Source organism: Erythrobacter sp. SN021, assembly GCF_021864455.1.
Window position 1 is genome coordinate 188,137 of sequence record NZ_JAKKUW010000004.1, and the last position, 15,710, is coordinate 203,846.

The window sequence follows — 15,710 nt, forward strand, 5'->3', positions numbered from 1 at the left end:
CGCAGGAGCCGTTCGGCCAGGGCCATCCGTAACTATCCTGAGCGTGGCGGTTAAGGAGGGTTCCGTATTGGAAGCGTCCAGCACGACCTTCACGCTAGGCACATCGTTTGAGACTCGCTCTGCCCCGCTTCCCAAGGAGACCGTCGTGCCCGGAGACCAATTGAGAGGATTTGTGGATGCCGGGCCGCGCTCCGCCCCCCTGATGCGTCGCTCGCATTCAGTGCCGCGCGGGCTTTTTCGACCATATTGCGACGCGCCTCGCCTGGTGGCTTGTGTCGATGACGGGCAACTGGCCCGGCGTGTTTCTTATCATGCCTTTGCGATCGCTCGCAGTCTTGGAATGGAAGTGACCTTCGCGCGGGTCATCGATGCACACGGAAAATCCGGATCGCCGGCGGATCCGGTCGAATGGCAATTGCGCCAGCACAGCCAGAAAAGGGACTTGCGGCGGTTCGCTGGCGACAAGGAGGCCGCAGTGGCCGCCAACAGCGTTCTCCTGGCCGGTTGTCCGGCAGAGGAGATCAGCGATTGGGCGCTCGAACATGGCGCGACACTGCTCGTTTCGGGCTGCAGTCGAAGCGAGACCGCAAAAGGGCTCGGATCGACCGCCCAGTCGCTTCTCGATCAGGGTGAACATTCTCTTCTCCTCGTGCCTCCGGGACCGACGAAAGAGGAAGGCTACCGCCGGATAATGGTCCCGGTAGACGGATCGCACCGGGGTGATGCGGTACTCCCGATCGCCCGCCGTATCGCCCGGACTCATGGCGCCGATCTGGTGCTGGTTCACATCGTACCGCAAGCGCCGATATTGGAAAGAGAGCGCGCTCCGAACCTCCAGCGGTTGAGTGTGGAACTGGACAAGCAGCAGACTCGCTTCGGCAAGACGCATCTCGAGGAATTACGGAGCCGCAGCGTAGAGGACGGTGTCGAGGTGCGAACGATCATTCGCGGTCCCGGAGATCCGCGAGCGTTGCTTCGCGAAACCGCCGTTTCGGAGAGTATCGACCTGATCGTCATGGCATCGCACGGTGTGACCGGGCTGGACGATGTTTCATGCGGTAGCGTGGCCGAATATCTGGCGGGGCACACCCCGGTACCGCTTCTGATCGTCAGGCCCAACCTGCGATGCAGTTTCAGCCCCGAGGAAAGAAGCTGTGGCCATTCTTCGGCGTTCCGTTTGACCGGGTGACCGCGTCGGCCGATCTCGAACCACCGCTCGAACATGCTGCCAACGATCTGGCTGCGGCGCACATGCTTGGCAGCTCGCCGCCCAGGCCGCTAGCGCTGCTCGAACGGATTGCGGAAACGAAGCGATGGTTCGAGGTGGCGCGCAAGGCCTGCGTCGATCCCCCGCCTCATGCCAGCAAAGCCGCCGAATGGCTGCTCGACAATGATTATCACGTCTACCGGGCGCTACAGCAGATAGGCAAGGACCTGGCGCAGACCTTCTATCGGCAACTCGCTGCACTCGGCGGAGACCGAGAGGGAATTCCACGCATTTACGATCTGGCGACCGAATATCTGCGCGCCAGCCACTTGCAAATATCGCCGAAAGGGCTTGCCGGTTTCGTCGATGGCTATCAGCGGCACCGACCCCTCTCGATTGCCGAAATCTGGGCTTTGCCCACGATGCTGCGAATTGCGAGCGTCGAGTTCCTGGTGACTTCGATGGATCGTTTGCTGGCGCTATCGCAGAGCCCGCCTTTTACGGCCGACTGTACGTGCCTCGAAACGCTTTCGCTTGATCCAACCGAACGCGTCGCGCGTTCGATTGCCAATCTCGCAACCGTAGCTTCGATTTCCTGGAAGGATTTTTTCGACAGCGTCAGCCTGGTCGAGAGAATTCTCTCGCGCGATCCGACGCATCACTATCCGCAAATGGATTTCGATACCCGCGACCGTTACCGCAAGGCCGTCGAACGGATCGCGCGTGGCGGCGCGTGGACCGAAACCGACGTGGCAGAGGCCGCCCTGCGATGTGCTCGCGCCATGCCAAGCGCGGAGCCATCCGGTCATGTCGGATATTGGCTGATCGATCGCGGCAGGCCTGCTCTCGAACGCGAACTGGGAGTATCTCTCAGCCTGGGCGAGCGTATGCGCCGCGTCGTTCTCGACAATCCTGGAAAGTTCTACGCATCGGCGCTGGTTCTCGGCGGATTGGGCGTGTTGATTCCGCCCGCGCTTTATCTCGCCCGTGTCGGATCGTCGCTAGAGGGCTGGATCGGCGCGATGATCGTCAGCACCGTGCCTGCTTCGATCCTGGCGATAACCGCCTTGCACTGGACGATCACCCGCCTAATTCCCCCGTCCGTTCTGCCGAAACTCGATTACCGCCGAGGATTGCCGGAGAATGCGAAATGCTTCGTAGTCGTTCCGGTCGTGATCGGCTCCGATACGGAAATTGCCGGTCTTTCCCAGCAGCTCGAAACGCATTGGCTCGCGAATGTCGACGCGCGGGTCCATGTAGCTCTCCTCGCCGATCTGGCCGACGCGCCCGAACAGGAAATGGAAAGCGATGCGCCCATTTCCGATGCGCTCGAAGAGGCGATCCTGAACCTCAACCGCAGGCATGGCAAATCGGAGGGTAGCGGACCTTTCCACCTGCTTTTGCGACCCCGCCACTACAATTCGTCGGAAGCGTGCTGGATGGCATGGGAGCGCAAGCGCGGGAAGCTGGAGCAATTCAATCGCCTGATAGTGGAAGGCGATCGGTCCGCATTCTCGATCCATATAGGCGACACCGATGCGTTTCGCGACGTGCGTTACGTGGTGACTGTCGATGCCGACACCATGCTCCCGCCAGGCTCGGTAGCGCAGCTTGTCGGGACCATCGCGCATCCGCTGAACCGCGCCCGGTTCGATCCGCGAAGCGGCAGGGTTCTGCGCGGATACGCGCTGGTGCAACCGCGGGTCGAAATATCGCCGCAAGCGGGCAATCGCAGCCTGTTCGCAAGACTTTTCACCGGCGATACCGCGATCGACATTTACAGCCGGGCGGTGTCGGATGTCTATCAGGACCTGTTCGGTGCGGGGATTTTCGTCGGGAAGGGTGTGTATGACGTCGGTGCCTTCCACACCGCGATAGACGGTCGCGTTCCGGAAAACCGGATTCTCAGCCACGATCTGTTCGAAGGAGCACACGGTCGCGCCGCGCTGGCCACGGATATCGTGCTCTACGAGAATTTTCCGGCGAGCTATCCAGAGTATGCCCGCAGATTGCATCGCTGGATCCGCGGCGACTGGCAGCTTCTCGCATGGCTGTGGCCGCGCGTACCCGGTCCCGACGGCGCGCGGCTCGAAAGTTCCATCAGCGGGATCGACCGGTGGAAGATGGCCGACAACCTGCGCCGAAGTCTGATTGCGCCGGGCCTCCTGTTCATGGCGCTTGCGGGCTGGTTCGTGCTTCCCGGACATCCCGCCTTCTGGACCGTTCTCGTGATCCTCGCTCCCGGCTGGCAGCTCATAACCGATCTAGTCAGCGGGCTGGCGCGCGGAAGGAGAGTTGGCGCCAGCTATGGTCTGGCCAACCGGCTTGCAGACCAGGCAGGGCGCTGGCTGTTGCTGATGGTCTATCTGATGCACGAGGCGATCTTGTCGCTTCATGCCATCGGGATCACCTTGTGGCGCACCTTTGTCAGTCATCGGCATATGTTGCAGTGGACTGCGGCCGCGCAGGTCGCGGCCCGTATGGGACAGACCAGTCCTCGCCGCACGGTCTGGCGCGAGATGTGGCTTGGCTCGCTCGTGGCGGCGCTTGCCGGCGTCGCGCTGGCCGTGTTGCGGCCTAATGCCCTGCCGATCGCCCTGCCTTTGCTGGCGGCGTGGCTGGCCGCACCGGAGATTGCGCTTTTCACTGGGCGGCCGCGCCGGGCCAAGGCCATTCCGCTCGGCGATGGGGATGATCGCTTCTTGCGTTTGTTGGCTCGCCGCACCTGGTATTTCTTCGAATGTTTCGCCGGGCCGGAAGACAATTGGCTGCCGCCCGACAACTATCAGGCACCGCCGCACGAGGAGATCGCCCACCGCACGTCGCCGACGAATATCGGGATGCTGCTGATTTCCACCGCTGCCGCCTGGGATCTGGGCTTTCTTGGTAGGCAGGAACTGGCCGCGCGGGGGCGGAATATACTCGATGCGCTGGAGCAGCTAGAAAGGTATCGCGGGCACTTCTTCAACTGGTACGATACCCGACACTTGCGTCCGCTCGAGCCGCGTTATGTCTCGACCGTGGATAGTGGCAACCTCGCCGTCAGCCTGATCGCCTATGCAGAAACCCTGCGTGAAGCCGCGTCCTCCCCGGATATGGAAATCCAGCGCTGGTCCGGCCTTCGTGATATTCTCGACCTCCTCGAAGAAGCCGCGTCCGGCCTTCCCGGGTCCGATTCGCTGCTGACACGCCTGGCTACAATCCGTTCTGGCGCGGAGGGAGCGGAGGAAAGCCGGCCCGCCACGCAAGCGAAGATCGTCGACGGGTTTCGTAGCGGCGAACTTTTCGCACTTGCAGACGATGTCGAAGCGATTGTGGCTGCTACCGGCGATGGCGCGCCAGAACAGTTGCAGGATCTGCTCGTCTGGCTCGATCGCTTCCGCCATCATGTGGCCGAAATGAACCGCGATCTCGATGCGCCGGAGGGACTGCGCGGCGATATGATCGAGCTGGCCGAGGAGGTGGTGGCTCTGGCCTGGTCGATGGATTTCGCCTGGCTCTACGATCGTGAACGCCGCCTGTTCTTCATCGGTCACAATGTCACTGCCAGCCGGATCGATACGCATCACTACGATTTGCTCGCATCGGAGGCCCGGCTGGCGAGTTTCTTTGCAATCGCCAAAGGCGACGTACCGCCCGAACACTGGTTTCACCTTCAGCGACCCGTAATCACGACCAAAGGCGGATTGTCGCTCGTCTCGTGGAACGGTTCGATGTTCGAATATCTCATGCCGCGACTGCTGCTTCGCGGCGAGCCTGAGACCTTATTGGGCGAGAGCGAGCGTGTAGCGGTCGAGATCCAGCGGCGGTACGGGAGCAAGCAGGGAATACCCTGGGGAATCTCCGAATCCGCCTATGCCGAACGCGATCCCGAGCACCGCTATCGCTACCAGGCATTCGGCACACCCGGACTCGGGCTCAAGCGCGGGCTCGCGCGCGATCACGTCGTTGCGCCCTATGCGTCCGCGCTTGCTCTGGCCGTCGCCCCACGTCTCGCGACCGAAAATCTCAGGCACTTGACGGAGCTTGGTGCGCAAAGCCGCTACGGCATGTGGGAAGCGCTGGATTTCACTTCCGACCGTGCCCCCGCTTCGCAGCCATTTGCGCCGGTCATGGCCTATATGGCGCATCATCAGGGCATGGTGATCTGCGCCATAGCCAATGCGCTGACGCAGGATCGCATGGTCACACGCTTCCTTCGCGATCCGCAGATGGGACTGGTCTCGCTTCTGTTGAGTGAGCGAGTGCCGCGCGAGCTGCCCCCGGAGATCGAGCGTTTGGAAACAGTGGATACTGCGGCGGGAAGGGTTGAGATCGGGCCGATTGCTCCTTGGACGCCCCGCGCGATGCCCTTCCCGCAGATTCAGGTGCTGGGGAACGGACGTCTGTCGAGCTGGATCGGCGAAAGCGGGGGCGGCGCGCTGCGCTGGCAGAAACAGGCGCTGACCCGATTTTCCCCCGATGCAACACGCGATGCGGAGGGACTCTGGCTTTACCTGCAGGATGTCGAGAGCGGCGCGCTGTGGTCGGCCACCCGCCAGCCGACCGGCGCGGTTCCCGATGAACATCACGTGCAGTTCCAACCGCATCTCGCGGAGTTCCACCGCCGTGACCAGGGTATCGACCTGCGGATGGAAGTATGCGTGGGAAGCGGCGAGGACATCGAGATGCGCCGCGTCACATTGGTAAACGAAAGCGCGGGGCCGCGGCGTCTGCGGCTGACGAGCTATGCCGAGATCGTCCTTGCCCCGCCGCTGGAAGATGAACGGCACCCGGCGTTCAGCAAGCTGTTTACCGGCGGAGAATTCGTCCGTCAGATCGGCGGTATCGTATTCAAGCGCAGGCCGAGGAAACCCGGCGAAGCGCACCCATCGCTGGCTCAGTTCGTCATCGATGGCGATGGTCCGATCACCGGGCTGCGATACGAAGTCGACCGGCGGGCGTTTATCGGCCGCGGGCGCGGTCTGGACGACCCGCTGGGTGCATCGCGCCCGCTGAACGGTAGGAGCGGTTTCACACTCGACCCGATTTCCGCATTGCAATGGGAGGTCGCAATGGAGCCCGGAGAACGACGGGTGATGTGCCTGGTCACTGCCGTGGCGGCCAGCGCGGGCAATGTGCTGGAAATGGCCGCGCGCCATGCCACTCTGGCTTCGATGGACTGGATCGTCGGCGATGCGGCTCTGGAATCGGCCCGCACGATCGCGCGCGGAAAATTGCGGGCGGCGGAACTGCCCCATGTGCAGGCACTGGGTTCGCTGATGATTTACCCACATGGCGCTTTGCGGGCCGAGCCGGAGCGGATCCGGGCGAACAACCTCGGTCAGTCGAACCTCTGGGGTCTTGCGCTGTCCGGAGACTATCCGATCCTGTTGATGCGTGTAAACGGAGACCGGGAAGGGCTGCTCGCGCAAGTCGCAAGCGCGCACGAATTGTGGCGCCGCGCGGGGCTGCCGGTCGATCTTGTCATTCTGCAAAATTCCGGCTCGGCCTATATCGAGCCGCTCCGCGAAGCTCTCCTGGAATTGCTGAGAGAGGTGGGCGCCCGCGACATGCTTGGGCGCAATGGCGGTCTGCATCTTCTCTTCGCGGATCAGGGCGGTGAAGAACAGACAAGAATGCTCGAGGCAATGGCCTGGGCCATTCTCGACGATGGCTGCGGCCCACTCGACCGGCAACTGGCCCGAGCCATGACGTCGGGTGCCCTCCCGCCACCGATCTTGCCGACTTTCCCCCGCTTGCCCGTTGTGGCCGACAAGACTGCCGAGGGCGAAAAGCTGTCTTTTTTCAATCAATATGGTGGCTTCGCGCGTGATGCGAGCGAATATGTGATCCGGTTGGCACCGGGACAGAGCACCCCTGCGCCCTGGACCAACATATTGGCCAACGAAGCCTTCGGCACGCTGGTCACCGAAAGCGGTGGCGGCTTTACCTGGTCGATCAACAGCGGCGAACATCGTATCACGCCTTGGACGAACGATCCGGTAATCGACCGCCCCGGCGAAGCCCTCTACCTGAGAGACGAGGAATCTGTCGCCATCTGGACGGTCACGCCGGCCCCGGCCGGACACGATCAGACATGCCATATTCGGCATGGCATGGGCTATTCCGAATGGCGTTGCGTCTCCCACGGGCTGGAACAGGAGCAGCGGGTCTTCGTGGCGCCGGATGCCCCGATAAAGCTGATCCGCCTTCGGCTGAGGAACAATACCCGGCGGCATCGCAGGCTCACCGCGACTTATTATTGCGAATGGCTGCTGGGATCGCTCCCATCGGTCTCCCGCCATCATGTTTCTTGCCGTTTCGATGAAGCGGAGCAGCTCATCATCGCTGCCAATCCCTGGAATGGAGACTTTGCCGAACGGCGCGCCTTCCTCGGTGCCACCCATCAGGCGCACGGTTTCACCAGCGACCGTGAGGAGTTCCTTGGCCGGGAGGGGCGCTATGCGGAACCCGAATCGTTGCGCAGGTGGGGGCTGAGCAACAGGCAGGTCGCCGGGGCCGACGCCTGCGGCGCCTATCAGGTCCATATCGACCTTGCTCCTGGCGCAAGCGACGAAGTCACCTTCTTCCTCGGTGATGCCGCGAGTGACGAAGAGGCGGTGGCGCTTGCCCGGCAGTGGAAAGTACCCGCGGCCACTCCGCAAGCCGAAGCCGCACTGGCACGGAAATGGGACGATCTGCTCACGCGCGTCAGCGTGGAGACACCGGATCGCGCCTTCGATCTGATGATCAATCGCTGGTTGGTCTATCAATCGCTGTCGTCGCGCGTCCTGGCGCGCGCGGGGTTTTACCAGGCCAGCGGTGCTTTCGGCTTTCGCGATCAGCTTCAGGACGTGCTTGCCCTGTTGTTCATCGATCCCGCCAGGGTCCGGTCCCACATCCTGACCTGCGCCGCGCACCAGTTCGAGGAGGGGGATGTCCTGCATTGGTGGCATCCTCCCTCGGGCCGGGGGGTTCGCACGCGGTTCTCCGACGATCTTCTATGGCTGCCCTACGCGACCGGCACCTATGTGCGAGCGACCGGCGATCTGAGTATCCTCGAGGAAGAGGTATCGTTTCTTTCGGCGCCGCCGCTCGGTCCTGACGAACATGATCGTTATGCACTGTTCGAACGGTCGGAGGCCCGGGCTCCGCTGATCGATCATTGCGAGCGGGCTCTGGAACGGGTTGCGCTGGGCGCGCACGGCCTGCCGCTCATGGGTACGGGCGATTGGAACGACGGGATGGACCGTGTCGGCGATCGCGGAAGGGGCGAGAGCGTGTGGCTGGCCTGGTTCGCTTCGGTTTCGGCCGACCTGCTCGCCGATCTCAACAGCAGAATAGACCGTCCGCATGAAGCGGAGCAATGGATGCAGACGGCACGTCGCTGGCGGCGTAATGCCGAAGACGCCGGGTGGGACGGCGCCTGGTACCGGAGAGCCTATGACGATGAGGGCCACCCTTTGGGATCGGCGCGGGAGGCCGAATGCCGGATCGATTCGATTTCCCAAAGCTGGGCGGTCTTTGCCGGGGCGGACCCGGAACGCACGGCACTTGCGCTCGATGCGGCGCGGCGCGAACTGATCGATGGCGAAGCCCGGCTGGCGCGGCTCTTGTGGCCCCCATTCGACCAAGGGCTCATCGATCCGGGCTATATTGCCGCTTACCCACCGGGACTGCGGGAGAATGGCGGGCAATATTCCCACGCCGCGGCGTGGCTGGGCCTGGCACTGGCGCAAACCGGCGATGCCGACGGCGCGCTCGACATTTTTCATATGATATGCCCAGCCAAACGCACGGCTAGCGCCGGAGGGGCAGAACACTATCGGATCGAACCCTATGTTGTGGCGGGGGATATCGCTTCGGCACCGCCGCATGGCGGAAAGGGTGGCTGGAGCTGGTACACTGGCGCGGCGGCCTGGACCTGGCGATTGGGTGTGGAAGGTTTGCTCGGTCTTTCCTTGGAAGGCGGCAAGGTCCGTATCGCCCCGGTGCTGCCGAGCGATTGGCCCGGCTATCGCGCGACATTGCGGCGCGGCGATGCAACGCTTGAAATCGAGGTTTCGGTTGCACCGGAACTGTCCGATATTCGCCTTACGGTCGATGGCAAAAGCTTGCCCGACAATGCCATTTCCTTTCCTCCCGCCGGCAAAACCCATTCGGTTCGGGTCCTGTGTCCGGCGAAGCAGCCCGAGATCGCAGGAGAGCGCGTGTGACCGAACCCCTTGTGCTGAACTTCACCGAGGTATCGAAAAACGACGTCAGCCTCGTGGGTGGCAAAAACGCCTCCCTCGGCGAATTGATACGATCGCTGGTTCCCCGGGGCATTGTGGTCCCTCCCGGGTTCGCGACGACGGCACGGGCTTTCCGGCTGTTTCTCGAACACAATGATCTCGACGGTGCCATTGCGGGCCTTTTCGCAGCCCACGAGGCGGGCGAGGCGGGCCTTGCCCAGACCGGCGAGGCAATTCGTACTGCCATAGAAGCCGCCGAATGGCCCGACGCGCTGCGCCGGGCCATCATCGATGCCTACGCGACGATGGGCGAGCAGGCGGGCGAGGAGGCTTCGACGGTCGCGGTTCGCTCCAGCGCGACGGCGGAGGACCTCCCCGAAGCCAGTTTTGCCGGGCAACAGGAAACCTATCTCAACATCACCGGCGAAGACGCCGTGCTCGATGCCTGCAAGCGCTGTTTCGCATCGCTCTACACCGATCGGGCCATCACCTACCGCGCCGCTCATGGCTTTGCCGAAGGCACGGTTGCGCTTTCGGTCGGTGTGCAGCGCATGGTGCGCTCCGACCGGGCATGTTCGGGCGTGATGTTTTCGATCGACACCGAAACCGGCTTTCCCGATCTCGTCCTGATCGATGGCGCATGGGGCCTTGGCGAAAGCATCGTGCAAGGGGCGGTCGATCCCGACGCCTGGCAGGTGTTCAAACCCCTCCTGTCAGAGCGCGTGGCCAATCCGATTGTCACGCGCAGGCTTGGCGGCAAGCGCAAGAAGATGATCTACGCAGCCGGTCCGCACGTTTCGACTGTCAGCATCGAGACGGACCCCGACGAGCGCGAGATGTTCGTATTGTCGGACGCCGAGGTGCTGCGGCTCGCCCGGTGGGCGGTCCTGATCGAAGAGCATTACGGTCGTCCGATGGATATCGAATGGGCCAAGGATGGTCCCGACGGAGGTCTTTGCATCCTTCAGGCTCGTCCCGAGACGGTCCAGTCCCGCACGGCGGGCGGCTCGCTGAAATCCTATTCGCTGCGCAACGAAGGCGAAGCATTGCTGACCGGGTTGGCGATTGGCGGGGCTGCGGCCAGCGGTCCGGTGTGTCTGATCGAAAGTGCCGACGATATCGCGGATTTTGTCGACGGCGCCGTGTTGGTCACCGCGACGACGGATCCTGACTGGGTGCCGATCATGCAGCGCGCGGCCGCGATCGTCACCGACCACGGTGGGCGCACTTCCCACGCGGCGATCGTCAGCCGCGAATTCGGCCTTCCGGCGATCGTCGGAACGGGCAATGCCACAGGGGTTTTGCAACCCGGCCAGCAGGTGACAGTCAGCTGTATCGGCGGCGATGAGGGGGTCGTCTATGGCGGCCAAGCGGAGGTCGCCGTCGAGGATATCGATTTGAGCGCCGTGCCCGAAACCCGGACGAAGGTCATGCTCAACCTTGCCGATCCGGGTGCCGCCAGCCGCTGGTGGCGGCTGCCGAGCGATGGCGTGGGCCTCACACGGATGGAGTTCGTGATTGCCAATACCATCAAGGTCCATCCAATGGCCCTGGTGCATTTCGCGGAACTCGAAAACACCACCGTCAAGGCGGAGATCGAGCGGTTAACCGAGGGTTATTCCGACAAGCGGGACTATTTCATCGAACATCTCGCCCAGGGTCTTGCGCGGATCGCCGCAGTGCACTTTCCCCGTCCGGTGATTGTACGGATGAGCGATTTCAAGACCAATGAGTATGCCGGGCTGGTCGGTGGAGCCGCGTTCGAACCCGAGGAAGAAAATCCGATGCTCGGATTTCGCGGTGCATCGCGCTATTACTCGGAACGCTACCGTGCGGGTTTCGCATTGGAGTGCCACGCGATCCGGCATCTTCGGGAAACCATGGGGTTTTCCAACGTGGCGATCATGATTCCGTTCTGCCGAACGTTGAAGGAAGCCGATCGTGTGATCGAGACCTTGCGCGAAGAAGGGCTGGCACGTGGCCGTGATGGCCTCGAGCTCTACATGATGTGCGAAATCCCTTCCAACGTCGTCCTGGCGGGCGAATTCGCTCGGCGATTCGACGGCTTCTCGATCGGGAGCAACGATCTGACGCAGCTCACGCTCGGGATCGATCGCGATTCCGAGCTTCTGGCAGATCAGTTCGATGCGCGCGATCCGGCAGTCGCATGGATGATCCGCCGAACTGTCGAAGAGGCGCATCGTGCGGGGGCAAAGGTGGGGCTATGCGGGCAGGCCCCGAGCGATGATCCGGAATTCGCACGGTTTCTCGTTGAATGCGGTATCGATTCGATCTCCGTCACTCCGGATAGTTTCGTCGCGGTCAAAAACCATGTGGCGTCAGCCGAACGGATACGTAGTAAAGGCGGCCCAGAGCAGGAGACGGGCGCATGATGGACATCGGCACACTGACGCTGAACCCGACGATCGACGTTGCGTGCGAGGTCGAGCAGGTCATTCCCATGCGCAAGATGCGCACGCAAAACGAACGCTACGATCCTGGCGGGGGCGGGATCAATGTTGCCCGCGTCTTTGTCCGCCTGGGGGGGAATGCGCGTTGTTACTATTTGTCCGGCGGCGCAACCGGCGTCGCATTCGACGGCCTGCTGGACCTGCACCAGCTTGTGCGCTCGCCAATCAGAATCGCGGGGGCGACCCGGGTCAGCACCGCGGTCCACGAGCGCAATACGGGCCAGGAATTCCGCTTCGTCCCGGGCGGACCCGAGGTGACGGAAGAGGAATGGACCGAGTGCCTCTCGATACTGCAGCGCTCGCGCCATGATTTTCTGGTAGCCAGCGGTTCGCTGCCGCGCGGCGTACCGTCCGATTTCTACGCAAGGGTCGCGGCGATCGCGGCCAAGAACGATGTACGTTTCGTTCTCGATACGTCGGGAGAAGCGCTTGCGGCCGGGATCGAAGGCGGTGGGGTTCACCTCGCCAAGCCGAGCCTCGGAGAGTTTCGTGCCCTGATCGGTCATGATTTGCCGGACGATACAGCGATTGCCGAGGCCGCGACCGAATTGGTCCGCACCAAAAAGGTCGATTATCTGGCAATCACCATGGCTGAAAGAGGGGCGCTGCTGGCGAGCCGCGAGGGTGTGCTGCGTCTGCCGGCCATAACGGTCGAGACGAAAAGCGCGGTGGGGGCAGGTGACAGCTTTTTGGCTGCGATGGTTCATGCGCTCGCGGCCGGCAAGGAACCCGGTATCGCCTTTCGCTTCGGGCTTGCAGCTGGTGCTGCCGCTGTGCTCACCCCGGGCACCGATCTATGCCGGGTAGAAGATGTTCAACGACTGTTCGAGCGCTCAATCGCGGATAGTTGAGGCGCGGACTTGTTATAATATAACAAGTCCGCGCCATTTAAATGCTTTTCGACCCTTCTCATGACAACCTTCATTTGCTAGAGGGCTGCCAGCCCATGACCACGAGCTACCGTCGCCTTGTCCTGAAACCGTTCATCGTCCTGCTGATGCTGGTCGCGATGGTTTTTGTGACTGCGGCGGATGCTGCGGCCTGCGGGGCCGAAGTGATGCCGGAAGCTTCTGCTGTTCTGATTGACGGCAAAGGCGTTTCGGTTGCTGCGGCTTCGGACTCCATTGCCGAGGATGAGCGGGGCGGTGACTCCGCTCCGACAGAGCAGCATGGCGTATGCAATCATGGCCACTGCCATCACGGGGCAAGCTTCGCTGCTCCTGTTCAGAAGACTTCGGTTATGCATGAGCCTGTCCTTCTTGTCTCAGCTCCGCCGATGGTCCTGGTGTCGAGTGTCAGCGATCGACTGAGGCGTCCTCCTCGCGCCTGACGACCGTCATCGCGCTGCGCGCTGCAGTGCTTTTTGGATCGTCAGCAGAGGAAATTTCCAGAAATGTCAGCCATCAATTGGCGGGGGGTCCTGTTTGCAGGGCTGACCCTCGCCGCAATCGCCACACCCGTGGCGGCGCAGGAGCGTGAGCGCCTCTCGCTCGACGATGCCTTGCGTCGCGCGGATGTCATTGCGGGTCCTAACCAGGCCGCGCCCAATCCGCGCATAGCTGGTCCGCGGGCGCAGGCCGACGCTGCGCGCGCTCTCGTCGGTCAGGCTCGGCTCCGGCCCAATCCCGAAGTATCCTTCGAGGCCGAAAATATTGCAGGTAGCGGAGCGTTCTCGGGTTTGAGCGCTACCGAATATACGTTCTCCATCGGACAGCGTCTCGAGCTTGGAAACAAACGCGGGACGAGGGTCCGTGCAGCGCAGGCCAGCGCAGACCTCGCCGATCTGCGTGCCGATCTCGCGGATGTCGACCTCGCCTTTCTTGTGCGCGAGCGCTACTTGGCGGCGACAGCCGCTGCCGCGCGTGTCGAACTTGCGCGCGATGTCGTCACACGTAACGAAGAACTGGCGCGGATAGCCGGCCTGCTGGTCGAGGTCGGCCGCGAACCTCCCTTGCGTGCACTTCGCGCCGAAGCTGCCCTGGCGGAAGCAAGAGCCGAGCTGGAAGCGGCGGACGCGGCGAGCGTTGCCGCGCGTACGGCGCTCGCTTCGCTGTGGGGCGAACAGAACAGTCCCCCCACGGTTCCTGCCAGTTTCCCGGTAATCGACCCGCCCGCCCGTCTTCTCGCCGCGACGGATGGCCTTGCGCTGAAGGTCGCGCGCGCGGAAAGCCGGGTGGCGGCAGCCGAAATCGCGCGCGAGCGCAGCCTGCGGGTTCCCGACCCGCTCGTTTCGGCTGGGGTTCGCCGCTTCGCGGAAAGCAATGACAACGCTTTCCTTGTCGGTGTGTCGATCCCTCTTCCATTCAGCAACCGCAACCAGGGTAACATCGCTGCCGCAGAAGCCGAATTCAGGGCCGCATCCGCGCGTGAGGCGGTGGCACTGGCAGATTTCGAGCAGGCGGTGACGCGTGCGCGTGCCCAGTTCCTTGCTGCAGAGATGCGCGTGGAAACGCTTTCCGCCACGTCGCTCCCGCAGGCCGAAGAGGCACTGCGGCTTGTCCGTATCGGGTATCGCAACGGCCGCTTCCCCCTGATCGAGGTGCTCAGTGCTGCCGAGGCGCGCGATGCCATCCGTGAAGCGCTGATCGCTGCGCAGGAAGAACGGGGCCAGGCTGCCGCCGCACTCATCCGGCTGGCAGCACAATGAGGAAAACAATCATGAACCGCAAAACACTGGCGATCATCGCCGGGGCAATCATACTGTCCGCCGTTATCCTGTCGCTCTTCTGGCCCGATGGCGCTCAAGAAACCGAACCGGTCGAAACAGCGAGCGAGGCCGAACTGCCCGAAGGGCTCGTCCTGCTCGATGAGCAACAGATCCGTGCAGCAAAAATTTCGGTCGAGGCCGTTGGCCGGGGCTCTGCCGTCGAGCTGGTTTTTCCGGCGACGATTGCCGCGAGCCCGACTGGGAGTGCGAGGATCGATGCGCGCGCGGCGGGCGTCGTGCGGAGCGTGAACAAGACACTGGGCGACTATGTTCGCGCAGGAGAAACCGTTGCGCGCATCGAAAGCGCGGATGCCGCAGCGCTGGCATCCGCGCTCAACGCGGCCCGGGCACGGGTGAATGAACTATCGGCGGCCTACGAGCGGGAGCGCCGCCTGTTCGAGGCGAGCGTGACCGCGCGCCAGGATCTGGAAGCGGCAAGGGCCAATCTGCAGGTCGCCCAATCCGAATTGTCGCGCGCGCAGGCCGCCGTTGCCGCTGCCGGCGTCAGCGGGGATGGGAGATCGCTTGCGGTGACCAGCCCGCTTGCAGGGCGGGTCACGGCCGCGCCGATCATCTTGGGCGCGTTCGTCGCCTCCGGCGAGGAACTTTACCGCGTTGTCGATCCCGATGCGATGCAGGTCGAGGTTGCTCTGCCTGCCGTCGATGCCACCCGTATCGCTCCCGGCGACCAAGCCACTCTGGAAATAGGCACCGACGATGAGGTCAGCGCCCGCGTCCGGTCGGTGACGCCCTCACTGGATATGGAAAGTCGCAGCGCCACGGCGGTTCTTGCGCTGTCCCGGCCGATACCCGGATTGCAGCCCGGCGCTTTCCTTCAGGCGCGTATCCGGCCTTCGGGTGAGGTCGACCAAACGCGGATTTCGGTTCCCGAAGACGCGGTGCAGACCATCGATGGTCAGGACATGGTTTTCGTGCGGACCCGTCGCGGATTTCAGGCGCGACCCGTTGTAACCGGCACTCGGTCAGGCGGCCAGGTCGTCATCGAATCCGGTCTCGAAGCCAAATGGCGGATCGCCACTGCGAACGCCTTCCTGCTCAAAGCCGAGCTCGAGAAAGAGAGCGCCGAACATGGTCACTGATAATCCATC

At 63.0% G+C, this 15,710-nt stretch carries 7 protein-coding genes; all 7 read left to right on the plus strand.

The features are described 5' to 3' along the window. The first annotated feature begins 265 nt into the window (after nucleotides 1-265). The 7 genes from L5849_RS11155 (at nucleotide 266) to L5849_RS11185 (ending at nucleotide 15,701) form a co-directional block, all read left to right on the plus strand. Nucleotides 266-1,189: a universal stress protein gene (locus tag L5849_RS11155; protein WP_236925625.1), complete on the plus strand. Its 924-nt coding sequence runs from the start codon at nucleotides 266-268 to the stop codon at nucleotides 1,187-1,189. Next, nucleotides 1,126-9,405, plus strand: a complete 8,280-nt coding sequence (locus tag L5849_RS11160) for a GH36-type glycosyl hydrolase domain-containing protein (RefSeq protein ID WP_236925626.1) — start codon at nucleotides 1,126-1,128, stop codon at nucleotides 9,403-9,405. Before L5849_RS11155 ends, L5849_RS11160 begins: the two co-directional genes overlap by 64 nt. Then, a complete protein-coding gene (gene ppsA, locus L5849_RS11165; RefSeq protein WP_236925627.1) occupies nucleotides 9,402-11,816 on the plus strand; it encodes a phosphoenolpyruvate synthase in 2,415 nt (804 codons plus the stop codon). The genes L5849_RS11160 and ppsA overlap by 4 nt, the downstream gene beginning before the upstream one ends. Further along, entirely contained in the window at nucleotides 11,813-12,745 is a 933-nt protein-coding gene (locus L5849_RS11170; RefSeq protein ID WP_236925628.1) for a 1-phosphofructokinase family hexose kinase, read from the plus strand. Before ppsA ends, L5849_RS11170 begins: the two co-directional genes overlap by 4 nt. Before the next feature lie 95 nt (nucleotides 12,746-12,840). Further along, nucleotides 12,841-13,224 (plus strand): hypothetical protein, encoded by a 384-nt coding sequence (locus L5849_RS11175; protein ID WP_236925629.1) that lies wholly within the window; start codon nucleotides 12,841-12,843, stop codon nucleotides 13,222-13,224. Between the two features lie 63 nt (nucleotides 13,225-13,287). Further along, nucleotides 13,288-14,541, plus strand: a complete 1,254-nt coding sequence (locus tag L5849_RS11180; protein ID WP_236925630.1) for a TolC family protein — start codon at nucleotides 13,288-13,290, stop codon at nucleotides 14,539-14,541. Between the two features lie 11 nt (nucleotides 14,542-14,552). Next, nucleotides 14,553-15,701, plus strand: coding sequence for an efflux RND transporter periplasmic adaptor subunit (locus L5849_RS11185; RefSeq protein WP_236925631.1), 1,149 nt, complete (start codon nucleotides 14,553-14,555; stop codon nucleotides 15,699-15,701). Nucleotides 15,702-15,710: the final 9 nt, after the last annotated feature.